The sequence below is a fragment of the Pauljensenia sp. 20925_1_34 genome (assembly GCF_041432775.1).
GTDB lineage: Bacteria > Actinomycetota > Actinomycetes > Actinomycetales > Actinomycetaceae > Pauljensenia.
This window is the reverse complement of sequence record NZ_JAPWAG010000003.1, coordinates 20,541-43,898: the sequence shown is the minus strand read 5'-3', so window position 1 is coordinate 43,898 and position 23,358 is coordinate 20,541. Positions and strand designations below refer to the sequence as shown.

General features: G+C 65.7%; 20 protein-coding genes. 14 read left to right on the top strand and 6 right to left on the bottom strand.

Annotation, left to right across the window (positions count from 1 at the left end):
- Nucleotides 1-17 precede the first annotated feature (17 nt).
- Nucleotides 18-590 (bottom strand): hypothetical protein, encoded by a 573-nt coding sequence (locus O3669_RS02020; RefSeq protein WP_371523441.1) that lies wholly within the window; start codon nt 588-590, stop codon nt 18-20.
- A 375-nt stretch (nt 591-965) separates the two neighbouring features.
- The gene (locus O3669_RS02015; RefSeq protein ID WP_371523440.1) at nt 966-2,159 is read right to left on the bottom strand and encodes a cobalamin-independent methionine synthase II family protein; all 1,194 of its coding nucleotides are present in this window, start codon (nt 2,157-2,159) and stop codon (nt 966-968) included.
- Between the two features lie 320 nt (nt 2,160-2,479).
- Here O3669_RS02015 and ilvD point away from each other — a divergent pair, with 320 nt between their 5' ends.
- The 4 genes from ilvD (at nt 2,480) to O3669_RS01995 (ending at nt 8,440) form a co-directional block, all read left to right on the top strand.
- Complete coding sequence (gene ilvD, locus O3669_RS02010; RefSeq protein ID WP_371523439.1) at nt 2,480-4,327, top strand: dihydroxy-acid dehydratase; 1,848 nt, start codon at nt 2,480-2,482, stop codon at nt 4,325-4,327.
- Nucleotides 4,328-4,350: 23 nt separating this feature from the next.
- Entirely contained in the window at nt 4,351-5,400 is a 1,050-nt protein-coding gene (locus tag O3669_RS02005) for a biotin/lipoate A/B protein ligase family protein (protein WP_371523438.1), read from the top strand.
- Between the two features lie 140 nt (nt 5,401-5,540).
- Entirely contained in the window at nt 5,541-7,169 is a 1,629-nt protein-coding gene (locus O3669_RS02000) for a DUF262 domain-containing protein (protein ID WP_295968429.1), read from the top strand.
- 11 nt (nt 7,170-7,180) lie between these two features.
- Entirely contained in the window at nt 7,181-8,440 is a 1,260-nt protein-coding gene (locus tag O3669_RS01995; RefSeq protein ID WP_295968426.1) for a type II toxin-antitoxin system HipA family toxin, read from the top strand.
- Nucleotides 8,441-8,519: 79 nt separating this feature from the next.
- Here O3669_RS01995 and O3669_RS01990 read toward each other — a convergent pair whose 3' ends face one another.
- Nucleotides 8,520-9,140: a MarC family protein gene (locus O3669_RS01990; protein ID WP_371523436.1), complete on the bottom strand. Its 621-nt coding sequence runs from the start codon at nt 9,138-9,140 to the stop codon at nt 8,520-8,522.
- 47 nt (nt 9,141-9,187) lie between these two features.
- On the bottom strand, nt 9,188-9,886 hold the full coding sequence (locus O3669_RS01985; protein ID WP_371523435.1) for a YggS family pyridoxal phosphate-dependent enzyme: 699 nt from the start codon (nt 9,884-9,886) through the stop codon (nt 9,188-9,190).
- A 115-nt stretch (nt 9,887-10,001) separates the two neighbouring features.
- Here O3669_RS01985 and O3669_RS01980 point away from each other — a divergent pair, with 115 nt between their 5' ends.
- From O3669_RS01980 to O3669_RS01960, 5 genes are all read left to right on the top strand, one after another.
- Complete coding sequence (locus tag O3669_RS01980; RefSeq protein WP_371523434.1) at nt 10,002-10,391, top strand: YccF domain-containing protein; 390 nt, start codon at nt 10,002-10,004, stop codon at nt 10,389-10,391.
- Nucleotides 10,392-10,410: 19 nt separating this feature from the next.
- Nucleotides 10,411-10,920 carry a Cys-tRNA(Pro) deacylase gene (gene ybaK, locus O3669_RS01975; protein WP_371523433.1) on the top strand — a complete coding sequence of 170 codons (510 nt, stop codon included), beginning with the start codon at nt 10,411-10,413 and terminating at the stop codon, nt 10,918-10,920.
- Nucleotides 10,921-11,229: 309 nt separating this feature from the next.
- Nucleotides 11,230-11,364 carry a hypothetical protein gene (locus O3669_RS01970; protein WP_371523432.1) on the top strand — a complete coding sequence of 45 codons (135 nt, stop codon included), beginning with the start codon at nt 11,230-11,232 and terminating at the stop codon, nt 11,362-11,364.
- A complete protein-coding gene (locus O3669_RS01965) occupies nt 11,354-12,049 on the top strand; it encodes a Pr6Pr family membrane protein (protein ID WP_371523430.1) in 696 nt (231 codons plus the stop codon). The genes O3669_RS01970 and O3669_RS01965 overlap by 11 nt, the downstream gene beginning before the upstream one ends.
- Nucleotides 12,050-12,102: 53 nt before the next feature.
- A complete protein-coding gene (locus O3669_RS01960; protein ID WP_371523429.1) occupies nt 12,103-12,531 on the top strand; it encodes a bleomycin resistance protein in 429 nt (142 codons plus the stop codon).
- A 118-nt stretch (nt 12,532-12,649) separates the two neighbouring features.
- On the opposite strand, the gene O3669_RS01955 is transcribed toward O3669_RS01960, so the two are convergent.
- Nucleotides 12,650-15,400 carry a DEAD/DEAH box helicase gene (locus tag O3669_RS01955; protein WP_371523427.1) on the bottom strand — a complete coding sequence of 917 codons (2,751 nt, stop codon included), beginning with the start codon at nt 15,398-15,400 and terminating at the stop codon, nt 12,650-12,652.
- A gap of 253 nt (nt 15,401-15,653) precedes the next feature.
- On the opposite strand from O3669_RS01955, the gene O3669_RS01950 reads away from it, so the two are divergent.
- The 4 genes from O3669_RS01950 (at nt 15,654) to O3669_RS01935 (ending at nt 20,430) form a co-directional block, all read left to right on the top strand.
- Nucleotides 15,654-17,147 carry a sodium:alanine symporter family protein gene (locus O3669_RS01950; RefSeq protein WP_295967250.1) on the top strand — a complete coding sequence of 498 codons (1,494 nt, stop codon included), beginning with the start codon at nt 15,654-15,656 and terminating at the stop codon, nt 17,145-17,147.
- 172 nt (nt 17,148-17,319) lie between these two features.
- Nucleotides 17,320-18,087 carry a fumarylacetoacetate hydrolase family protein gene (locus O3669_RS01945; RefSeq protein ID WP_371523425.1) on the top strand — a complete coding sequence of 256 codons (768 nt, stop codon included), beginning with the start codon at nt 17,320-17,322 and terminating at the stop codon, nt 18,085-18,087.
- 103 nt (nt 18,088-18,190) lie between these two features.
- On the top strand, nt 18,191-19,636 hold the full coding sequence (locus tag O3669_RS01940) for a cytosine permease (RefSeq protein WP_371523528.1): 1,446 nt from the start codon (nt 18,191-18,193) through the stop codon (nt 19,634-19,636).
- On the top strand, nt 19,633-20,430 hold the full coding sequence (locus O3669_RS01935; RefSeq protein WP_371523424.1) for a purine-nucleoside phosphorylase: 798 nt from the start codon (nt 19,633-19,635) through the stop codon (nt 20,428-20,430). Before O3669_RS01940 ends, O3669_RS01935 begins: the two co-directional genes overlap by 4 nt.
- Before the next feature lie 86 nt (nt 20,431-20,516).
- Here the strand turns inward: O3669_RS01935 and O3669_RS01930 are convergent, their stop codons facing one another.
- Nucleotides 20,517-21,689: a MalY/PatB family protein gene (locus O3669_RS01930; RefSeq protein ID WP_371523527.1), complete on the bottom strand. Its 1,173-nt coding sequence runs from the start codon at nt 21,687-21,689 to the stop codon at nt 20,517-20,519.
- A 143-nt stretch (nt 21,690-21,832) separates the two neighbouring features.
- On the opposite strand from O3669_RS01930, the gene gltX reads away from it, so the two are divergent.
- Entirely contained in the window at nt 21,833-23,338 is a 1,506-nt protein-coding gene (gene gltX / locus O3669_RS01925) for a glutamate--tRNA ligase (protein ID WP_371523423.1), read from the top strand.
- Nucleotides 23,339-23,358 lie beyond the last annotated feature (20 nt).

Here is a 23,358-nt window from a genome sequence, read left to right as displayed (position 1 = left end):
CCTGAGGGTGGTTGTGGTCATTTGCTGGGGTCGCTGAGGCATCGGTGCAAAATGTCGGGACCCTGGGATGGGTCGATGAAAGGCAGTGCGCTGTCGAGAGGCGTTCCGCTCTCGCGAGCGCGCGCGAGCTCTTGGGCTGTGAAGGACGCCTCAACCGCCTTATTGCGGATCAAACACTGCGTGAACAGCTCGTTGATATCCCGGTGATCCGGGTTGACTCGCATGTCGAACTCGAGCGCCTCGATGATCGGCTGACCGGCATCGATGGAACAGGTGTGGACGAATTCTTCTTGCTGTTCTTCAGATACGGAGGAGCCAACCGGCTGATCGGGGACGCTCAGATTGCCGCTCGGGCTGAACGATGCGCCGGTGACGCCCTTGTCTGTCAGGCAGCTCAGCACGCGCTGACGCATGTCCTGGAGTTCGGCCTCGCTGATGGCAGAGTCGGCGAGGACAGATTGAACGAACTCGTTGGACGCCCACTCACTGCGCGCCTGCTCGATGTCGGCCGCCCACGGCCCCTCCGCCGCGGGCGTGGTCTGTTGGCAGCCGCACGCTGTAGCGGCAAGGGCCAGAGCAGCTGCGCACATAACAACGCGCGACCGTATGGAGTGTGTGCTTTCTCTGTTGGACGCTCCCATGATGTTCTCCCTCGAACAGCCTCGACAATGGGTGCTTACTTCCAGAATAACGAAGAATGGGCTCCGTCACTCGCATGACGGACAAGCGAGTTAAAACGTGGGTGTCAAGATGCCCCGGACGCGCCGCAGCCCCCAATCCCGGAACCCGATGCGGCGTGCGATCCCCACCGCGGCGAGCCGACCCGGAAGCGGGGGCTGCAACACGTGTTTAATTGTGTGAGGCAAAGCTCAAAGAATGGGGAGCTTTGCCTGAGAAAAGCCTGGGAAAGGCGCGCGGGGTGGATACTCATCCACCCCGCGCGCCCGGTGCCTGCAATCAGGCAATCACTTCGATGCGAGATGAGCGCCCTCGGCAAGAGCCTCCAGCTTCGCCCACGCAATCGACGGGTAGATGCGGCCGCCCAGGCCACAGTCCGTCGATGCCACAACGCGCTCGTCGCCCACGATGTCCGCGAACTGGCGGATACGCTGAGCTACCAGCTCCGGGTGCTCCACAACGTTCGTCGAGTGCGACACCACGCCCGGGATCAGGTACTTGCCCTCGGGCAGCGGGGTGTCGCGCCAGATCGTCCACTCGTGCGCGTGGCGAGCATTCGCCGCCTCAAACGTCAGGCCATTCGCGTTGACCAGCAGGGCCAGATCCACGATGTCCTTGAACGCAATATCCGTCGTGTGCGGGCCGTGCCACGAACCCCAGCACACGTGGAAACGAACCAGAGACGGGTCAATGCCCTCCAGCGCGTGGTTCAGCGCGTCAATACGCACGCGCGAGAACGCGCGGTAATCCTCAACGGAGGGCTCCGGGTTCATCTGATCCCAGCCCTCCGCGATATCCGGCGCATCAATCTGCACCGTCAGGCCCGCGTCCGTAATGCGCTTGTACTCCTCGCGCAGCACGTCCGCGCACGCCCACACCACGGCCTCGTCGTCCTCGTAGAACGCGTTAGCCACGCGAGCCGCCGAACCCGGCGAAATCGCCGCCACGAAACCATCCGACACCGGCTTGCCCGCCGCCTCCAGCGCGTGCTTCGTACCCGCGATATCGCGCTCCACGGCCTCGGCACCGATGTAGGTCAGCTCACCCGTGATCGTCGGGAACGCGATCGGGTTACGGTTCGCGATGTGAATACCCGAATCCGGATCCGCGTACGCGTCCGCGAAACGCTGCCAGTCGCGGCGCTCAGCAAACGATGAGAAGGACAGACGGCCATCACGGCCAGCCGGGGGACGCACATCGAAACGCTGCACGTCCTCAAAGGACAGCCCGCCGAAACGAGAGAAGGAATACGTCCACCACGCGCCGTAATCAACCGTGTCGAGCATCGCGTGACCGTACTCGCCATCGTTGACGATATCTAGGCCAATCTCAGCCTGACGCTTCACAACGCCATCAACCTCGGCCTGCAGCAGCGACGTGAAATCAGCGTCGCTGAGCGAACCCTCGCGGTGCGCGGCGTTCGCCTTAAGCAGCTCGGGGGTACGGGGCAGGGAACCAACATGAGTGGTGCGAATGGTCATCGCAGTCCTTTCTCTTCACTGTGCCCTCAGCCTACGTTTCGCGCGTCGAGAACGAGGCTGAATGTCCGAAGCGTGACCAATGCGATCAACCCGCATCTGCAAGACGCTAATTCACGCACGCGCCCCTTGCGTTTTCCGTGCAAACGCGCCCACAAGCGTCCACCCACTGACACGGCGCCACGCTCACCACAGCCCCCGACATACCGCGCGAAAACCACCCGCACCCAGCTCGGGCCTCGTCCATGAGACGAAACCCGCACGGAAACGCAGCGCTCACGCTCCTAGGGTGGAGTCATTACAAGGCAAAAGAAAGGCACATCATGAGTCGCCCGCTGCGCTCGGCAACATCCACCCAAGGCCGCAACATGGCCGGAGCTCGCGCCCTGTGGCGCGCCACCGGCATGACGGACGGCGACTTCGGCAAGCCGATCATCGCCATCGCCAATTCCTTCACCCAGTTCGTGCCTGGCCACGTGCACCTGAAGAACATGGGCGACCTGGTTGCCGGAGCCATCGAAGCGGCCGGCGGCGTCGCCAAGGAATTCAACACCATCGCCGTCGACGACGGCATCGCCATGGGCCATGACGGCATGCTCTACTCCCTGCCCAGCCGCGACCTCATCGCGGACTGCGTCGAAACCATGGTGAACGCGCACCGCGCCGACGCCCTCGTGTGCATCTCCAACTGCGACAAGATCACCCCCGGCATGCTCCTGGCCGCCATGCGCCTGAACATCCCCACCATCTTCGTCTCCGGCGGCCCCATGGAATCCGGCGCCGCCGTCGATGGCGTCGTCGAGCACCGCCTCGACCTCATCGACGCCATGGTCATGGCCGTTGACGACTCCGTCAGCGACAACCAGCTGGCCAGCATCGAAGCCAACGCGTGCCCCACCTGCGGCTCCTGCGCCGGCATGTTCACCGCGAACTCCATGAACTGCCTCAACGAGGCGATCGGCCTGGCCCTGCCCGGCAACGGCACCACCCTGGCCACCCAGATCGAACGCAAGAAGCTCTTCACCGAGGCCGGCGCGCGCATCGTCGACATGTGCCGCGCCTACTACGACAACGAGGACGACTCCGTCCTGCCGCGCTCGATCGCCACCAAGGCCGCCTTCGAGAACGCCATGAGCCTGGACGTGGCCATGGGCGGCTCCACCAACACCGTCCTGCACATCCTCGCCATCGCCAACGAGGCCGGCGTCGACTTCACGCTCGACGACATCGACGCCATCTCGCGCCGCGTGCCCTGCCTGTGCAAGGTGGCCCCCAACTCCACGACCTACCACATCGAGCACGTCCACCGCGCCGGCGGCATCCCCGCCCTGCTCGGCGAACTGGACCGCGCGGGCCTGCTCCACCGCGACGTGCATTCCGTCCACTCTGACAACCTGGAGAACTGGCTGGGCGCGTGGGACGTGCGCAGCGGGAGCGCCACCGACGAGGCCACGCACCGCTTCCTCGCCGCCCCCGGCGGCGTACGCACCACCCAGGCATTCTCGACCGCCAACCTCTTCGAGTCTCTCGACACCGACTCTGAGGCCGGCTGCATCCGCTCCGTCGACCACGCCTACACGAAGGACGGTGGCCTGGCGGTCCTCTACGGCAACATCGCCGCCAACGGCGCGATCATCAAGTCCGCCGGCATCGACGAGTCCCTCTTCCACTTCGTCGGCAAGGCCTTCGTTGTCGAATCCCAGGAGGAAGCCGTCGAGGCCATCCTCAGCAAGCAAGTCACCGAAGGCGACGTCGTCGTCATTCAGTACGAGGGCCCCAAGGGCGGCCCCGGCATGCAGGAAATGCTCTACCCGACCTCCTACCTCAAGGGCCTGGGCCTGGGCAAGAAGTGCGCCCTCATCACCGACGGCCGCTTCTCCGGCGGCACGTCGGGCATCTCTATCGGTCACATCTCGCCCGAGGCCGCGGCCGGCGGCGCCATCGGCCTCGTGCGCACCGGCGACGAGATCGAAATCGACGTCAACAACCGTGTTCTGCGCGCGAACGTGAGCGACGAGGAGCTCGAGCGCCGCCGCGCCGACAAGGGCGCCGCCCCGTGGAAGCCCTCCAAGCCTCGCGCCCGCCAGGTCTCCGACGCCCTGCGCGTCTACGGCATGCTCGCTGCCTCCGCCGACAAGGGTGGCGTGCGCGTCCTGCCCGACTGGGCGTGAGCGAAGCGCCTACAATCGTGGGCATGCATGGAGAGTACAAAGTCCCCGGAGGAAAGCTCGTCGTCGTCGACACCGACGTGGAGGAGGACCGCCTTGCGCGCGTGAGCGTGTCGGGCGACTTCTTCCTCGACCCCGACGACGCGCTCACCCGGATCACCGCGTCCCTCGAAGGGGCCCCGGCCTCGTCGAGCGCCAAGGATCTGGCCGCCCTCGTGGAGGGGGCCCTCCACGAGGGCGACACCCTCATGGGCGTGACCCCTGAAGCCGTCGGCATCGCCGTACGCCGCGCGCTGGGCGCCGCCCTGTCGTGGGACGACATCGACTTCGACGTCATCCACGGCCCCGTCGTCGACCCGATGATCAACGTCGCCATGGACGAAACCCTCGTCGAAGACGTGGCCGCGGGGCGCCGCAAGCCCTTCATGCGCCTGTGGGAGTGGAACGGCCCCCAGGTCGTCATCGGCTCCTTCCAGTCCTACCAGAACGAAATCCAGCAGGACGGCGTGGATCGCTACGGCATCACCGTGTCCCGGCGCGTCACCGGCGGCGGCGCCATGTTCATGGAACCCGGCAACTGCATCACCTACTCGCTCGTCATCCCCACCGCCCTCGTGGAGGGAATGAGCTTCGAGCAGGCATACCCCTACCTCGATCAGTGGGTCATGGAGGTCCTCGAAAAGCTGGGCATCAAGGCCAAGTACGTGCCGCTCAACGACATCGCCTCCGAGTTCGGCAAGATCGGCGGCGCAGCGCAGAAGCGCTGGGCGAACGGCTACATGGTCCACCACGTGACCATGGCCTACGACATCGACGCCATCAAGATGAACGAGGTTCTGCGCATCGGCATGGAGAAGATCCGCGACAAGGGCACCCGCAGTGCCGTCAAGCGCGTGGACCCCATGCGCTCCCAGACCGGCCTTCCCCGCGAGGAGATTCTGCAGGTGTTCTTCGACCACTTCAAAGAGAAGTACAACGCCACTGTCGGCACCATCACCGAGGCGGATCTTGAGGTCGCGCGCAAGCGCTGCGAGACGAAGTTCGCGCGCGAGGAGTGGGTGCACCGCATCCCCTGAGCGCGCTCGCTTGGTGTGAGCTGGGCGCGCCCGTTGCCCGCTTCGGCGTCGTTTCGACGAGGCCGGGGCGGGCTCTCGCGTTCCCGTGCGGCTGCGCGCGTGACAGCGTCCGAGAATCGGTGTCGGAGTAACATAGACACATGTCGAGCGAAGCGATGCAGCCGAAACACGAAACCTTCAGGCTTTCCGAATTGCGTGACCTGGTGGCGACGGGGCGAGTGCGAATCCCCGACTTTCAACGTTCCTTCCGGTGGACGAACCAAGACGTCGTTGCCCTCTTTGATTCCCTTCACCATGGGTATCCAATCGGGAACCTGCTCATGTGGAAACGTGAGGCCCCGGCGCAGCGGCTCACCGTTGGTTCCATCGATATCGACGCCCCTCAGCGCCCGGACGCACTATGGCTCGTCGACGGGCAGCAACGCGTGACGAGTATCGTCAACGCGATGGACGCCGGCAGCCAACGAGATGCTCGTTTTGCGGTTGGGTACGACCTGGAAAATGCCTGCGTTGTTTCAACTCTGGGGCGTCATTCTCGCGCCGTCATGCCGCTCTTTCGTCTCTTCGACTTTGAGAGCGCCTGGCAGTGGTTCGAGGAGAACACCGAATTCCAGGCGTTGCGCGGTCGATACCAGGAGGCCTTCAATACCTTTAACGCCGTGAGCGTTCCGGCGACTGTGCTGGAGGGAGCGGACGAGGATAAGCTCCGCGTTATCTTTGATCGCATTAATCAGAGCGGTAAGAAGCTCAAGTCTTTCGAGGTGTTTGAAGCGCTCAACAGCTCCGCATCCGATGGACGTACTTTGCGCTCGGTTTCGGATGCCGTTGCCCGTTCAACGAACTTTGGGCTGATTTCGGAAGACCAGGTCTTGAATGTACTGAAAGCTCGTCGGCATCCAGACTACGTTCGCGATGTGCGCGATGAGTTTGGAGACGAGCGACGGAGGATCTGCGATTTTCCGGACGAAGATCGCGACACCGCATACGCCGAGACGGAACGCGTTCTGATGAAAGCGACGCGATTCCTCCAAGAGAATTGTTGTATTCCCCATGCAACGTTGCTGCCGTACGGGGCGATTCTGGTGGTGGTGTCGCGCTTCTTCGCGCTGTTCCCCGAGCCGAAGCGCCGCAATAAAGAGCTGCTCAAGCGCTGGGTGTGGCGGACGATTTACAAGACTATCGGTATGACTTTGAGCAGTGCGAGCGGACAAACCAGAGCGTTTCTGAAAGACGTGCGCCGCGGAGATGAATCCGGTTCCGTTCAGAGACTACTGGAGAGCGTCGGTGAGCGGGGGGCCTCGAAGCACGTCACGATTCCCGATGCGCGCATGAATCGCTCGGATGCTAGGGCATGCGTGTGTGCCATGTGGTCCTACTACGTTCGGGCGGACGACTATGCGGGTCAGGCGTCGATTGCCGTGTTTGATTCGCTCGTCGATGACTACGGTAGTGTGGCTGATCTCCTCGTGGAATACGTGGGGCGTCGTTGGTTTGAGGGGACAGATGTCAGTCGATATTCGTCGCTCGCAAATAGAGTGTTGATGGTCAATGAGGAGGCTCTGCGGGACGAGGATGCGGCCCCGGCCTTCATGACAGCCCACCGGAACATGCTCATGCTCCCCGAGACGGTAGAGGACTGCGAGGCTTCTGCCGATCCGGTGGAATTGGTTGATCGGCGTGAGGAACTGTTGTCCGCGCGTGTGAACGAATTCTTCGAACTGATGATGGCGTGGGATTACGTGGCCTTTGCCCCCGTTGAATTGACGTGAAAGGAACACAGATGTCGCTCTATTCGCCCAACGTTGAGTTTCGTGTTCGCCTGCATGGCATCGACATCGGGACAATCTCGTGCTACTCGTCCAAGAGTTCGTTTCGGTTCTCCGGCGACTACTACTGGCGCGTGGATCGGCCTGTTCTTGGCTTCTGGTTCGAGAATGGGATGCGCCGTGAAACAAGTGTGAAAGGCCAGTCGGTTCTTCCGCTGTGGTTTTCTAATCTCCTGCCTGAAGGGTTGCTTCGAACGATTGTGTGTGCTCAGCATGGACTGAGCGAGGAGGATGAGCCGGGCATTCTCAGCGCGCTCGGCGATGATTTGCCGGGAGCTGTCACGGTGTCCCGTATCGGGGATCCTGTTCCGGGTTCGGCGGATGACGCCTTGCGATCCGGTGATGTCGCGTCGTCCTCAGCGGATTCGCTGATTCGTGCATCCATTGCCGGCAATGTCCTGAAGTTTTCGATGAAGTCCCGTGATCAGCGCCTGACGTTGCCAGGCAGCGGCGAGTATGGAGACCATATCGTCAAGCTGCCGCCGCCGAGTGAGTACGACGCGCTTGTCCATAATGAGTTCTACGTGATGTCGCTCGCCAAGGCGTGTGGCATTGAGGTTCCTGACTTCGATCTTGTGCATCGGGAGAACGTCGAGATTGCGCCCTCCGATTGGGTAACAACCGAGGAATACGCATTCAGCATTGCGCGCTTTGACAGGAGTGATCATAGCCGCGTCCATATGGAGGATTTCTGTCAGGCGGGTAATCGGCCGGGATTTCAGCGGTCGAAATATCAGAGTTCGGTCGAGTACGTGATGAAGGTCGCGTACCGGAATTACGACCTGCCGTCGCTTGTTGAGTGTGTCCGTCGGACGGTATTCAACATTTTGTGTGGCAACGATGATGCGCATCTGAAGAATTGGAGCCTGGTGTATCGTGATCGTCGCAACGCCGTTCTCTCGCCTGCCTACGATCTGGTGTGTACGGCCGTTTATTTTGATCGGCCCCAGGATATGGCGCTCAAGCTATGCGGCAAGGAGATCTCGGCGGATATCTGTCTGGATGATTTCCGCAGTATCGCCGATATGTGTCGCGTCGAGCGCGGAGTCATCGAAGAAGCTGTTCGTTCCATGATCGCCGAGTACGGCGAGGCTCTGGACATGGTCGAGGTACCGACTAGCCTCACGAGCATCAACGTCAGGGGAAGGAGCCTCGACCTGCGTCCGTGGCTCCGTGATCGCTATCGGCGCCTGTCGGTGTCATTGCTGTCCTAGCGTGGTTGGTGCGGCGTCCTCGGGAATCGTGCGCGGCTTGTCCCGGGTGACGGGAGACGAGGCCGGGGCGGGCTTCCGCTTAGAAGAGCTGGAGCGCGCGCACCCCGTGGATGATGAGCTCGACGCCGATGACGAGGATCAGGAAGCCCATGATGCGCACGATCGCGCCGACTCCGGTGGCACCCAGCTTGTCGATCCAGGGCGTGCCGTAGCGCAGTAGCAGCGCGATGGCCGCGGCCGTGATGAGGATGCCCAGGACGATGCCGATGTGAAAACCGATGGCCGTGTTGCGGGCAGCCAGCGCGATAACCACGCCGATCGAGCCGGGCCCCGCGATGAGGGGGAGTGCCATGGGGGAGAAGGAGACATCCGCCTTGGCTGTCGCGTGCTGAGCCTCCTCGTGGGTGGCACGGCGCTTGTTTTCCAGCATCAAGAAACCCGAGTGCGCGACGACCAGGCCGCCGGCGATTTGCAGGGAGGGCAGGTCGAAGCCGAAGAAACGCATGATGAACGAGCCGCAGACTGCAAAGGTCGTCAGGATCGCAAACACGTAGATGCCGGTCTTCCACGCCTGGGAGCGCACCGCCGCCGGGTCGTCGGCGGCGGTCAGGCCCGCGAAGGCGGCGAGGCCTCCGATCGGGTTGGTGATCGGGGCGAGCGCCAGGATCGCGGCGGACATTCCAGCGAGAACAGCCATCATGCAGACAATCCTAGTCGGTGCTGTGCTCGCGCGAACGATCGGTCCGCTCAGACGCGGCGGGCGCCGAAGATCGCGGTGCCCAGGCGCACGATTGTCGCCCCCTCGGCGATGGCCCACTCAAGATCGCGGCTCATGCCCATCGACAGTGCCAGGTCGGATTCCTCGACCCCCAGGTGCGTTGCGGCCTCGTCCCTGATCCCGCGCAGCTGCGCGTACGCGGCGCGCACGTCGGCTTCGATGGGGGAGTTCAGGCCCACCGTCATGAAGCCCGCGAGCTGCAGGTGGGTCGAGGCCTCGACCGCGTCGATCAGTGCGGCGACGTCGGAGGGGGCGCAGCCGTGCTTCGTGACCTCGCCCGAGACGTTCACCTCGACGAACACCGGGAGCGTGCCGGTCGCGCGCGCGTCGATTTTCGAGGCCAGGGCGGGGGAATCCAGCGACTCGATCGCGTCCACACAGGCCAGCGCGTGGTTGATCTTGTTGGACTGCAGAGGCCCGATCAGGTGGATGCGCGCGCCGGGCACCTCTCGGATCGCGTCCACCGTCGCGCGCGCCTCCTGGACGCGGTTGTGGCCGAGCAGGATCGGCAGGCTCGCCTCGCTCAGGGCGGCGGCGGCCTCGCGGCATTCCTCGGGCGTGCGCGTCTTGACCGCCAGCTCCAGGTGCACCGAATCGGTGCGACCGCACGCGGACGTCGCGCGGTCGATGCGGTCGCGGGCGGCGGCGATGGCCTCGGGAATACTCATGCCCTCATGGTACGCGCGGAGTAACTTTCAGGGGCCAATCAGGGGCGACTCAGGGGGATCTGAGCGAGGAGTCGTGGCAGACTAGAATGTTCACAGATCAAGGAAAGGACACGCAATGCGTACCCTGCTCAACATCATCTGGTTCTTCTTCGGAGGCCTGCCGCTCTTCCTCGGCTACCTCCTCGCGGGCCTCGTCGCCTGCCTCTTCATCGTCACGATCCCCGCGGGCGTGGCCTGCTTCCGCATCGCCGGTTACGTACTGTGGCCCTTCGGTAAGAGCGTTGTCGACCAGCCCAGTGCGGGCGCCGGATCGGCCCTCATGAACATCGTCTGGTTCCTCGTCGCGGGCCTGTGGCTCGCCGTCGGTCACATCATGACCGCCGCCGCGCAGGCCGTGACGATCGTCGGCATCCCGCTGGCCATCGCCAACCTGAAGATGATCCCGATCACCTGCTTCCCCTTCGGTAAGGCCGTCGTCAACGACCCCGCGGCGTCGATCCTCTGACGCGTCCTACACTGGGGTCATGGCTCGTAAACACAGCAAGGATCACGGCGGTGGCCCCACCCGCGCCATTGAGGCGCTCACGGCGGCGGGCGTTGCTTTTACTATTCACGAGTACGAGCACGACCCGGCCGCCCGGGCGTTTGGGGAGGAAACCGTCGAGAAGCTGGGCATCGACCCCACCCAGGCTTTCAAGACCCTCATGGTGCGCCTGGAACCCACCGGCGAGTTCGTCGTTGGCTGCGTGCCCGCACTGGCACACCTGTCCATGAAGCTGATCGCCAAGGCTGCCGGTGCCAAGAGCGCCGCCATGGCTGATCCGGCCGTCGCACAGCGCCGCACCGGCTACGTCGTGGGCGGGATCAGCCCGCTCGGGCAGACCACTGCGCACCGGCTGTTCATCGACTCGGCGTGCCTGGACCACGAGACCATGATCGTCTCGGGCGGGCGCCGAGGCCTCAGCGTCGAGCTGAGCCCCCTCGACCTCGTCGAGTTGACGGATGCTGAGGTCACGGATCTCGCCCAGGTCTGACCCGGCCTCGTCCTGTTTCTGTCTTCATCGCAGATGCCGATACTCCCGCGCCCCCAAAATTTCGCACGTAATTCCCTCAGCCTTCCTTCAGGTTTTGAAGATTGGTCGTTGAAATTCCGCGGATTGTGAGCTCTTCGCTCCGATCCGCATAACGAATTACGTGCGACGTTGTTGAGGAACCTTGCGGAAGTGCTACTTCTCGTCCACGACTCGTGCCGATCCGATGCTGTGGTCCGTGTTAGCACGTTGGCTGCTCGACATACAATGAGTGCACACGGGTGAGTGAGGATGAACGAGGAGACGGTGATCGTGTCTGCTGATCTGCGGTACAACGAAGAGACTGAGGCGGCCATGCGCGAGGCTCGCGAGATTGCTGCTGGGCGTCTCTCTGCTGCGCGCTATGGCTCTGCGGCGGAGGCGTTTGGGGAGAGCGATGACAACTGACATAACTGAACTAAGCCGCCGCGGGTGCGCCGCCTACTGGGTGGTCGCCGCCCTCGCCTGGGTGGGCGTCGCCGCCACCCTCATCATTACGGCCTTCGACGGATATGTGCCGCCCACCTACCATGAAGAGGGACTCTTCGCGGGTGCCCCCCACGGCTGGGCGGGCGCGCCCGAGCGCCTCATCAATTGCCTGTCCTACTTCACCGAGCTGTCCAACATCATGGTCGCGATCATCTCGACCCTCCTCGCGCGCCGAGGCCGCGTCGGGGCGTGGGGGAGGGCGACGCACCTGTGCGCGCTCATGATGATCACGGTGACCGCGATTGTCTACGCGACGCTGATTGGCCCCTACGAGGTCATCTCTGGCTTCGCGCTGGTCACCAACCCGCTCCAGCACATCGTCGTCCCTGCCGCCTTCGTGACCGCGGCCGCGCTCGCGGGACCGCGCGGCGGCATCACGTGGGCGACGCTGGGACGCGCCCTGCTGATCCCGGTCGCGTGGGTGGCGTACACGCTCGTGCGAGGCACCTTCACGCACCAGTACCCGTACGGCTTCGTGAACGTGTGGCGCATCGGCTACGCGCAGGTCGCCATCAACATCGTGGCGATCCTGATCGGCGCCCTGGTCTTCATGGCGATCTTCGCGGGCGCGGACTGGCTGATCCGCAAGGCGTCCCGGCGCTGACGGTCTGTGCATCTCCCGGACACGGTCTCGTCCGAGGCCGCTAGAGTGAAGCCATGAGCAACGAGCCCGGGCTTGTCCCTGAACTTACCGTCACCGATTACGAGGCATCGCGCCGTTTTTGGTGCGACCTCGTCGGTTTTTCCCTTCGCTATGAGCGGCCTGAGGAAGGATTCGGCTACCTTGTGCTGGGTAACGCGCACCTGATGCTCGACCAGATCGACCAGGGTAGGACGTGGGCGACAGGTCCCCTTGAGTTCCCCCTTGGTCGGGGTATCAACTTTGAGGTTCAGGTCGACAATCTGGACGGCACGTTGCGGCGCATCACAGAGGCAGGATGGCCGATCTTCGTCGAACCCGAAGAGGAGTGGTACCGGGCGGGCGATGTAGAGATCGGCGTCCGGCAGTTCCTCATCCAGGACCCCGACGGATACCTTGTGCGGCTCCAGCAGGAGCTCGGAGAGAGGCCCGCGCAGCGAGGATAACTCGGACGGCGGGGACCACGACTTTCGGCGTCGCTCCCACCCGACTCATCCGAATTGCCACATCAACGAGGCCGTGGTGGCCCGTGACGTCCCAGCTGCGCCTCGAAGCTGGAGGGGCTTACCGCGGCCCGACGGTGATCGTCGCCAGGGCAACCCTGCCAGCCTCGTCCGAGGCCGGCACGTCCACGAGGGCGACGATACGCCAGTCCATGTCCTCCTCCGGGTCGAACAGGGTTTGCGTGGCCAGCCAGAACGTGCCGACCGCAGCCTCATCCACCGCGTCTGCGATCGCCTCGATGCGCGCGACCTGGGCGCGCTCGACATCCGACGACACTGCAGCGGGGGCCAGCTCCAACACGTCCTCGCGGGTTGGGGCCTCGTTCAACGAGCACAGCGACAGGGCGCGCGCCCGCTGATCGATGCCGATCCACTCGTGCTCCGACCAGTAGCGCTCGAGCACCGCGTCCCACTCGTCCTCGCCCCACGGGGCGACCAGCGGGGTGCGCGAGGCCTCGTCGAGGCGCGCCAAGGCCTCGACGTTGTCGCGGCTCATCGCCTCCACGCGCTCGAACAGGGCCGAGCGGATCGCCGTGCGGAACGCGTGACGGTTCGCGCTAAAGGGAACGGTCCCGTCCTCCCGCGCGCCAAACGCGAGCTCCGCGCCCTCCGTGCCGTCGCCCTCGGACGCGGGGAGGGCCTGGCCCGTGGACATGGCCTCCCACTCGTCCAGCAGCGAGGAGTCGACCGCGCGGATCAGCGCTGACAGCCACGCAATGATCGAACGCAGCTCGTCCGTCATGAGCTCGTCCGGCACAATCTGGCGCAGCGCGCGATACGCGTCCGTCAGGTAGCGCAGCACGATGCCCTCGGAGCGGCCCACGTCGTAACGGCCCACAATCCCCGTGAACGTCAGCGCGTTCTCGATCATCTCGCGCACGACCGACTTCGGGGAAATCTCCTGATCCTCGATCCACGGGTTCGCGTGCAGATACACCGCGAATGCGTCGCCCAGCAGATCGGCCAGCGGGCGCGGCCACGTGACATCTTCTAGGGCGGCCATGCGCTCGTCGTACTCCATGCCCTGCGCCTTCATCGCGGCGACGGCCTCGGCGCGCGCCGCCTTCTCCTGCGCGAACAGGAGCGGGCGCGGATCCTCCAAGACCGACTCGATGACCGACACGACGTCCAGGGCGAAGGTCGGGGACTCGGGGTCCAGCAACTCGAGCGCGGCCAGCGCGAAGGGGGAGAGCGGCTGGTTGAGCGCGAAGTCGTCCGGCAGGTCGGTGGCCGCACGCAGGCGCGGCTCACCCGACGCCGAGGCCTCGGTAGAGGACACGTGCTCGACGACGCCCGCCTGCTTCATCGACGTGTAGATCTCACCCAGGCGGCGCAAGTGCGGATTGCGATCCTGGGGCGGATCGTCGTTGTTGCGTGCCAGCCACACGAGGTGCTCGCCCGGGTCTCGCCCGGCCGTGGGCGCACCGGCCAGCACGTTGAGGACCATCGCGTGCGTCATCTCGAAACGGCTCGTGAGCTGCTCGGGAGCCGCGTCCACGAGCCGCTCGAACGTCGAGCGCGTCCACGAGATCTCGCCCGCGCCCGGGCCCTTGCGCTTCTTCGCGGACTTCTTCGCGGCGCGCTTGGCCTCGCGGGCGTCGTGGGCCGCCTCCTGCGCGGCGCTCAGGCGTGCGCGCTCACGGGCGGCGTCAACCTCGTGTTCGGGGGCCAGGACGCGCACGAAACCGACCGTGTCGAAGCCGGCGCGGCCCGCGCGCCCCGCGATCTGGTGGAACTCGCGCGCGCTCACGTGGCGCATGCGCCGACCGTCGTATTTGACGAGCGACGTCATCAGGACCGTGCGAATCGGCACGTTGATGCCCACGCCCAAGGTGTCCGTGCCGCACACGATCGGCAGCAGGCCCGCCTGGGTGAGGCGCTCGACGAGGCGGCGGTAGCGCGGCAGCATGCCCGCGTGGTGCACGCCGATGCCCTGGGAGAGCAGCGACTTGAGGGTCTGCCCGAAGCCCTTCGTAAACGATACGCCCGCCAGCTGCGCGGCGATCGCCTTCTTCTGCTCGGCCGACATCAGCGAGGAACGGTCAAACGACTGAGCGGTCGCCACCGCGTCGCGCTGGGAGAAGTGAACGATGTAGACGGGCCAGCGGCCCTCGCCCAGCAGGCGCTCGACCGTGTCGGGCAGGCGGTCCACGACGTACTCGAACTCGAGGGGCACGGGACGCTCCGCATCGTCGATGAGGGAGACATCGCGCCCGGTGCGCTCCTTCCACGCGCGCTCGAAACGCGTCGTGTCGCCCAGCGTCGCGCTCATCGCAACCACCTGCGGGGACCTCAGCTCCAGGAGCGGCACCTGCCACGCCCAGCCGCGCTGACGATCCCCGTAGAAGTGGAACTCGTCCATGACGATCATGTCCGCGTCCAGCGTCGGCCCCTCGCGCAGCGACTGATTCGCCAGGATCTCGGCGGTGCAGCAGATAATGGGGGCGTCGGCGTTGAGGGACACGTCGCCGGTCACCATGCCGACGTTGTCCGCGCCGAACAGGGACACCAGGTCGAAGAACTTTTCCGACACGAGGGCCTTGAGGGGTGCCGTGTAGTAGGAGCGGCCCCCGTGCGCCATCGACGTGAAGTGCGCGGCGAGCGCGATCATCGACTTGCCCGAGCCCGTGGGGGTCGCCGCAATCACGTGGTTGCCCGCCAGGATCTCGACCAGGGCCTCCTCCTGGTGGGGGTAGAGCGGACGCCCGGTGCCCTCGGCCCAAGACACGAAGGCCTCGTACAGGGCATCCTCGTCCCGCAGCTGCCCAGCGTCCTCCAAGTCATCCAGGATCTCGTTCAAAGTCGCGCTCATGCCTCCATTGTCCCAGAGTGCGCCCACGTCTGCGTCCTCGCGCCGCCGGGCCCTTCCCGCAGCTCATCGACGAGGCCGGGGTGGCCTCGTGCACTCGCGCGCAGGTTGGCGCGTGGCGAGATGATGCACGCCCTGACCTCTGCCATGTGGCAAGATGAACGGGTCCCATACAACGCGCGGGTGCGGCCCGCGAAGTGAGCGAGGCCCCGCGACTGTCCCACGGCCTCGTCGATAGACAGCCCGGGAGGTTCCTGTGGAAGAATTCGCCTTGCTTGAAAAAGCCATCGCCGACTGGATCACGTTGCACGTGACGATCTTCGCGCTGATCGGAGTCGGCCTGTTCCTGACGCTGCGCTCCCTCTTCGTCCAGGTGCGCTTCTTCCCGGAGATGATCCGCACGGTCCTGGGCTCGCGTAAGGGAGCCGACGGCGGCATTTCCTCCTTCCAGGCCTTCGCGATCTCGCTGGCCGCGCGCGTGGGCATCGGTAACGTGTTCGGCGTGGCCGCGGCGCTCCTCATGGGCGGTCCTGGCGCGATCTTCTGGATGTGGGTCGTGGCCCTGGTGGGCATGGGTACCGCGTTCTTCGAGGCGACGCTCGCCCAGATTTTCAAGGTGCGCCACGCTGACGGCTCCTTCCGCGGCGGCCCGGCCTACTACATGAAACGCGGCATGAAAAACCGCACGCTGGCCAACGTCTTCGCCGTCATCACCGTCATCACCTGCGGCGTCGTCATCACCTCCGTCCAGTCCAACGCCATCGCCGGTACGCTGACCACCGCCTTCGGTGAGGCCGCCAAGCAGCCCCTCCAGGGTGCGGGCGGCTTCTCGGCTGCGCAGCTGACCATCGCGGGCCTGATCTTCGTCTTCTCCGCGATGGTGATCTTCGGCGGCATCCGCACCGTCGCGCGCGTCACCGAGTGGATGGCCCCGATCATGGCCACTATCTACGTCATCATGGTCGCCATCATCTGCCTGATGAACATCTCCCAGTTCGGCACCGTCCTGGGACAGATCTTCACCTCCGCTTTCTCCGCGGACGCCACCGTCGGTGGCCTGGGCGGCGGCATCATCGCCGCGATGATCAACGGCACCAAGCGCGGCCTCTTCTCCAACGAGGCCGGCCAGGGTACCGCTCCCAACGCCGCCGCGACCGCCACCGTGTCCCACCCGGTGCGCCAGGGCCTCATCCAGTCCCTCGGCGTCTTCATCGACACCATCGTCGTGTGTACCGCCACCGCCTTCGTCATCCTGCTCGCGGGCCCCGAGGTCTGGGGTGCCGAGGGTGTGGATCCCTCGAACCTGACCACCCTGGCTGTCGCCAACGAGCTGGGCGCGTGGACGATCGTCCCCATGGCGATCCTCATCTTCGTGCTGGCCTACTCCTCGGTGATCGCCGCCTACGTCTACTCCGACACGAACATGTCCTTCGTGTTCGGCGACGCCCCCTGGGCGACCTGGACCGTGCGCGTCGTGTGCGTCCTCTCTGCGACGGTCGGTGCGCTGCTGAGCCTGGATGTCGTGTGGAACGCCGTCGACATCGCGATGGCGGTCATGACGATCACGAACCTGGTGGCGCTCGTCGTCCTGTCGAGCTGGGTTGTTGGCGCGCTCAAGGACTACCAGGTGCAGCGCAAGGCCGGCATCGATGACCCCATGTTCATGGGCCACGCCAACACGTTCCTGCCTCGCGACGTGCCGGGCAGCGTGTGGAAGCGCCCCAAGTTGACCAAGGCCAAGAAGCACTGACACTCCAGCGCTCTCGGGCGCGCCGGGCACATCGCGCCCTGGCGCGCCCGACGCGTCCCTGGGCCCGCCGCGCGTCTGCGCGGCGGGCCCCTTGCTTCCCGCTGCCCGCCCCGGCCTCGTTGCTCCTGGCGCTTCGCCCGCCCCTGCTGAGCTCGCGGGTTAGGCTACTGCCATGAGAATCGCACGTTTTTCGGATGGAACGAACCTGGTGTACGGCGCCCTTGAGGAGGGCTCGAAGCGGATTGTGGGCCTCAAGGGCGACCCACTGTTCTCGCCCGTAGAGCCCTCGGGCCAGATCTACGAGCTGGACGAGGTCCGCCTGCTTTCCCCGGTGATCCCGCGCTCGAAGGTGGTGGGCATCGGCAATAACTACTCCGATACGCCGATTCCGCTCGACGAGCGCCCCGAGCCCCCGATTTTCCTCAAGGCCAACACCTCGGTCATCGGGCCCGACGACCCGATTGCGATCCCCGCGTGGTCGAACGACGTGGTCTTTGAGGGCGAGCTCGCCATCGTCATCAAGTCCCTGGCCAAGAACGTGAGCGCCTCGGACGCGCCGCAGGTGATCCTCGGTTACACGGTCGCCAACGACGTCACCGCCCGCGACGCAATGACGGGCGGCCCGTGGTCGCGCGGCAAGTCGTTTGACACCTCTTGCCCGCTGGGCCCGTGGATCACGGTCGACCCCACCCTCGACGTCACGAACCTGGCGATCCGCTCCTACCTGAATGGGGAGAAAGCGCAGGACAGCTCGACTGCACACATGATCTGGAATCCGTTCGAGCTGGTCTCCTACGTGTCCCACCAGATGACCCTGCTGCCCGGCGACGTCATCGTGACGGGCGCTCCGGCGGGTTGCGGGCGAGTGGACGTGGGTGACCGCGTGGAGATTGAGATCGAGGGGGTCGGGCGTCTGGCGAATCCCGTGCTTCGCGCATAACAGTGTGACCTCTGTGATAGGATAATGTCGTTCTGACAATATATCCCTCGCAGAGGAGAACACCGTGAGCGAGCCTCAAAACTCGGGCGCGCTGGCCGTCGAAATGGCCGGCCTGGACGTCATTCCTGAATCCGATCGCAAGGGGAAACCCTCCGACCTGTTCATGCCGTGGTTCGCGGCGAACATCTCGGTCCTGGGGATCTCCTGGGGCTCGTGGGTCCTCGGCTTCGGCCTGTCCCTGACCCAGGCGGTCATAGTGTCCGTCGTCGGTGTGGCCCTGTCCTTCCTGGTCTGCGGCCTCATCGCGATCGCCGGTAAGCGCGGTTCCGCGCCGACGCTGGTCCTGTCGCGCGCGGCCTTCGGCTTTAACGGCAACCGCATTTCGGCGGCGATCTCGTGGATCCTGACGGTGGGCTGGGAGACCTTCCTGGCGATCATGGCCGTCCAGGCCACGGCCACCGTCATGGGGGCGCTCGGCTTCACGAACCACGTCGTCGCCCAGATCATCGCGCTGATCCTCGTCGTCGTCCTCGCGGCGGGTTCGGGTATCCTCGGTTTCGAGGCGATCATGAAGGTCCAGACGTGGATCACCTGGGCGACCGCGGCCCTGACGATCGTCTACCTGGTGCTGGTCGCCCCGACGATCGACTTCGCGGTGCTTTCCGCGCGTCCCTCGGCGCCCTTGACCGCGGTGCTCGGCGCGGGTTGCATGCTCCTCGTGGGCTTCGGCTTCGGCTGGATTAACGCGGCCGCCGACTACTCGCGCTACCTGCCGCGCGCCGCCTCGACGCGGGGTGTTGTCGGCTGGACGACGGTGGGCGCGGCGCTGCCCACGGTCATCCTCGTCTTCTTCGGCATCCTCCTGGTCGGCTCGGCCGACGAGTCGCTGTCCGAGGCCATCGGCGCGGATCCGATCGGCGCGCTCACCACGCTGCTGCCCACGTGGTTCCTCATCCCCTTCGCCCTGGTCGCGATCCTGGGCCTCATCGGCGGCATCGTCATGGATATCTACTCGTCGGGCCTGTCGCTTCTGGCCACGGGCGTGCCCGTCTCGCGCCCGGTTGCCACCGCGATTGACGGCACGATCATGACGGTCGGCACGATCGTCGTCGTGTTCTTTGCGGATTCCTTCCTGACTCCCTTCACGGCCTTCCTGACGACGCTGGGCGCGGTCATTGCCGCGTGGGGTGGCGTCATGCTGGCGGACATCGCGCTGCGGCGCAAGGACTACGACGAGCCCTCCCTCTTTACCCCCTCGGGCCGCTACGGCTCGGTGAACTGGGGTGCGGTCGCCTCCCTGATCGTCGGCTCGCTGGTGGGCTGGGGCCTCGTCGTTAACGCGAGTGCCTCATGGCTGTCCTGGCAGGGCTACCTCCTCGGCCCCCTGGGCGGGCGCAATGGTGACTGGGCGGGCGCCAACATCGGCATCCTCCTGGCGATGGTCGTCGGCTTCGTCGGCTACTGGGCGACCAGCGCGGGCCGCGTGCGCGCGCAGGAGAAGCTGCCCTCGCGCACCTATGCCGAGGGCGCGGAAGAGGGCGCGCAGTGAGCGTCGACCCGCGCTTCTCCCAGGCTCTCCTCGACGACGAGGCCGTGGCCGGCGCCCGGGTCCTCACCTCTCTCGCGGGGCGCCCGGATGCGCTCGTCGTCCTCGGGTCGGGCCTGGCTGAGGCTCTCGACGAGGCCTGGGGAGCCCCCGCGGCCACCGTGCCGCTGGGGGACATCCCCGGCGTCGTCGCGCCGGTCGCGGATGGGCACGGCGGCGAGCTGCGCGCCTACGAGACGCGTCGGGGAGTGGTCCTCGTGGCCACGGGCCGCACGCACCTGTACGAGGGGCTGGGTCCCCGCCCTGTCACGGCCCTGGCCCGAGCTGCCGTAGCGGCGGGGATCAGCCGCGCGGTCCTCACGAACGCGAACGGCTGCCTAAAGCCCTGGAACCTGGGCGACGTCATGGCGATCACCGACCATGTGAACCTCAGTGGCGCCTCGCCCTTCGATGGGCCGCTGTTCCTGGACGTGTCGGCCGTGTGGGACGCCCAGATGACGCAGGCGCTGCGCGGGGTCTGCCAGCGCGAGGGTACTTACGCGATCCTGCGCGGCCCCGAGTATCAGACGATGGCCGAGACCCGCATCCTTGCGGGCCTGGGCGTGGACTGCGTGGGCATGTCGACCGTCATGGAGGCGATCACCCTGCACGCCCTGGGCGTGCGCGTCGCCGGCATGTCGGTCGTCTCCGACCTGTCCTTCGCCGATGCTCCCACGGACCCGACCGCCGTTGTCGAGGCGGCCTCGGCGGCGCGCCAGACCGTGGTTGCCGGCATCGAGGCGGCCCTGGGCACCTGAGCACAGAATCAGACACAAACGAGGCCGTGGCCGGGAGGTGGATCTCCACCGCTCCCGGCCACGGCCTCGTCTCGTGTGAGAAAAGATCAGAGCAGGCCGAGGACCCCCTCCACGATCCGCGAGGCAACGTCGGGGGCGCACGCCAGGTTGATGCGCGCCCATGAGGAGTAATCCGCGCCCAGGGTGCGCCCCTCGTTGGCGGCGATGCGGGCGCGCTCGCGCAGCGAAGCGGCGGGGGAGAGGGGGCCCAGGTCCACTCCGTCGAAGCCCCACCACGTCAGGTAAGTGCCCTCGGGGCGCACGAAGTCGATCGGTGTGGGTGCCAGGGCACGCTCGACCAGGTCCACGTTCGAGCGGATCAGGTCTTTGACCTCGCGCTGCCAGGCGTCCCCGCGTTCATAGGCGGCGATCGCTCCGACCGTGCCGATGACGTTGGCGTCGTGGCGCACGTCGGCGGCGAACACGTCCCAGCGTTCGCGCAGCGCCTCGTCGGGCAGGATCACCTGCGCGGAGGGGAGTCCTGCGATGTTCCACCCCTTCGACGCGGCGGTCGCCGTCACCGTGTGGGCGGCAAAGGAGGGGCCGAGGCTCGCGTAGGAGACGAACGGGACCTGCTCATCCAGCACCAGGGAGGAGTGGATTTCGTCGGAGAACACGAGGGCGTCGTAGTCGGAGACCACGTCGTGCAGGGCGCGCAGCTCGTCCTCACGCAGGACGCGGCCGACCGGGTTCCACGGGTTGCACAGGATGACGAGGCCAGCGCCGGCCTCGAGCCCGGCGCGGATCCCCTCCAGGTCGAGTGCCCAGCCGCGCCCGAGCGCACGCGTGCCGCGCAGTGAGGGCACCTCGATGACGGGGTGATCGAACTTACCCGGAATGGTCAGGAAGGGCATGTAGGCGGGGGTGGGCACGATGATCGGCGCGCCCGGGCGCACCAGGTGCTGAATCGTCGCTTCGAGGGCGGGCAGGACCGAGGCCACGAGGCGTACGTGGGAGGCCTCCACGTCCCAGCCAAAGCGCCGCTTCTGGAACTCGGCGGTCGCGCCCGCGATGCGCGGCTCCAACCAGGTTGGCTGGTAGCCGAGCAAGCCGTCGTCGATCGCGCCCTTCATCGCGTCGGCCACCTCGGGGGCCGTGGCGAAGTCCATTTCCGCCACCCACGCGCCGATCGTCGGCTCACCGCTCGCGGTCGTGATGCCGGTCCATTTCAGGGAGCCGGTGCGGTAGAGGTGGGAGTCGGAAAAGAGACGAACGGACACGGTGTCCTCCTGGAAGATGCGGTGGATGCGGAGCGGGCCGATCCCGATGATGACAGAAGCGTATCGCCGCCCCTGACCTGCGTCGCAGCGCGCCCACGCATCAAGCAAATGCAACAGCGCCTCTGGAGTAGGATGGGGGAATCATGAGTGAAACAACTGCCACCGGTGCCGACGTTCGCGTCCGCTTCTGCCCCTCGCCCACAGGAACCCCTCACGTCGGCATGGTCCGCACGTGCCTGTTCAACTGGGCCTACGCTCGCCACACGGGAGGAACCTTCGTCTTCCGCATCGAAGACACGGATGCCGCCCGCGACTCCCAGGAGTCCTTCGACCAGATCATCGAGTCCCTGCAGTGGCTGGGCCTCGACTGGGACGAGGGCGTCGGTAAGGGAGGCCCGCACGGCCCCTACCGCCAGAGCGAGCGCATGGACATCTACCGCGACGTGGCAGCCCGCCTGCTCGAGGCCGGCTACGCCTACGAGTCCTATTCGACTCCCGAGGAGATCGAGGAGCGTCACCGCGCCAAGGGCGAGGATCCCAAGCTCGGTTACGACGGCTTCGACCGCAATCTGACGGAGGAGCAGATCGCCGCTTTCCGCGCCGAGGGGCGAGCGCCCGTCCTGCGCCTGCGCATGCCCGACGAGGACATCACGTTCACGGATCTGATCCGCGGCGAGATCACCTTCAAGGCTGGATCGGTGCCGGACTACGTCATCGTGCGCGCCAACGGCCACCCGCTCTACACGCTGGTGAACCCGATTGACGACGCGCTCATGGAGATCACTCACGTGCTGCGCGGCGAGGACCTGCTGTCTTCGACGCCCCGCCAGATCGTCCTGTACCGCGCGCTCGAGGCCATCGGCGTCGCCAAGTTCATGCCGCGCTTCGGCCACCTGCCCTACGTCATGGGCGAGGGCAACAAAAAGCTGTCCAAGCGCGACCCCGAGTCTAACCTGCTGCTGCACAAGGCTGCCGGCATGATCCCCGAGGGCCTGAACAACTACCTGGCCCTCCTGGGCTGGTCGATCGCCCCCGACCGCGACATTTTCTCCATGGAGGAGATGGCGCGCGCCTTCGATATCTCCGACGTGAACCCGAACCCGGCGCGCTTCGACCAGAAGAAGGCCATCGCCATCAACGCTGAGCACATTCGCTTGCTGGACGGTGAGGACTTCCGAAATCGTCTGGTGCCTTTCCTGCACCGCGACGGGGTCGTCTCGGCCGATTCCTTCGAAGCGCTGACCGATCGCGAGCGCGAGATCCTCACCGAGGCCGCCCCGCTCGTTCAGACCCGCATCCAGATGCTGGGTGAGGCCACGGGCATGCTCGGCTTCCTCTTCGTCGCGGACGAGGCGCTGGAGATGGACGAGAAGTCGGTCTCCAAGCTCAAGGACAATGCGGCGGACGTCTTGGACGCCGCCATCGAAACTGTTGAGGGCCTGACCGAGTTCACGACCGCTTCCCTCGAGGAGGCGCTGCGCGCCCGCATCGTCGACGAGATGGAGGTCAAGCCTCGCCTGGCCTTCGGCCCGCTGCGCGTCGCCGTAACCGGCCGCCAGGTCTCCCCGCCGCTGTTCGAGTCCATGGAGATCCTGGGGCGCGAGTCCTCGCTGACCCGCCTGCGCGCGCTGCGCGCCTCCCTGGCCTGATCGCTGTGCCCGGCCCCGGC

Bases quoted from the DNA above. Each gene is read 5' to 3' on its own strand.
- ybaK (WP_371523433.1), top strand. From the start codon at position 10,411: ATGGCTCGTAAACACAGCAAGGATCACGGCGGTGGCCCCACCCGCGCC.
- O3669_RS01980 (WP_371523434.1), top strand. From the start codon at position 10,002: ATGCGTACCCTGCTCAACATCATCTGGTTCTTCTTCGGAGGCCTGCCG.
- O3669_RS01990 (WP_371523436.1), bottom strand. From the start codon at position 9,140: ATGATGGCTGTTCTCGCTGGAATGTCCGCCGCGATCCTGGCGCTCGCC.
- ilvD (WP_371523439.1), top strand. From the start codon at position 2,480: ATGAGTCGCCCGCTGCGCTCGGCAACATCCACCCAAGGCCGCAACATG.
- O3669_RS02015 (WP_371523440.1), bottom strand. From the start codon at position 2,159: ATGACCATTCGCACCACTCATGTTGGTTCCCTGCCCCGTACCCCCGAG.
- O3669_RS01995 (WP_295968426.1), top strand. From the start codon at position 7,181: ATGTCGCTCTATTCGCCCAACGTTGAGTTTCGTGTTCGCCTGCATGGC.
- O3669_RS02020 (WP_371523441.1), bottom strand. From the start codon at position 590: ATGTGCGCAGCTGCTCTGGCCCTTGCCGCTACAGCGTGCGGCTGCCAA.
- gltX (WP_371523423.1), top strand. From the start codon at position 21,833: ATGAGTGAAACAACTGCCACCGGTGCCGACGTTCGCGTCCGCTTCTGC.
- O3669_RS01965 (WP_371523430.1), top strand. From the start codon at position 11,354: ATGACAACTGACATAACTGAACTAAGCCGCCGCGGGTGCGCCGCCTAC.
- O3669_RS01985 (WP_371523435.1), bottom strand. From the start codon at position 9,886: ATGAGTATTCCCGAGGCCATCGCCGCCGCCCGCGACCGCATCGACCGC.
- O3669_RS02005 (WP_371523438.1), top strand. From the start codon at position 4,351: ATGCATGGAGAGTACAAAGTCCCCGGAGGAAAGCTCGTCGTCGTCGAC.
- O3669_RS02000 (WP_295968429.1), top strand. From the start codon at position 5,541: ATGTCGAGCGAAGCGATGCAGCCGAAACACGAAACCTTCAGGCTTTCC.
- O3669_RS01940 (WP_371523528.1), top strand. From the start codon at position 18,191: ATGGCCGGCCTGGACGTCATTCCTGAATCCGATCGCAAGGGGAAACCC.
- O3669_RS01960 (WP_371523429.1), top strand. From the start codon at position 12,103: ATGAGCAACGAGCCCGGGCTTGTCCCTGAACTTACCGTCACCGATTAC.
- O3669_RS01955 (WP_371523427.1), bottom strand. From the start codon at position 15,400: ATGAGCGCGACTTTGAACGAGATCCTGGATGACTTGGAGGACGCTGGG.
- O3669_RS01945 (WP_371523425.1), top strand. From the start codon at position 17,320: ATGAGAATCGCACGTTTTTCGGATGGAACGAACCTGGTGTACGGCGCC.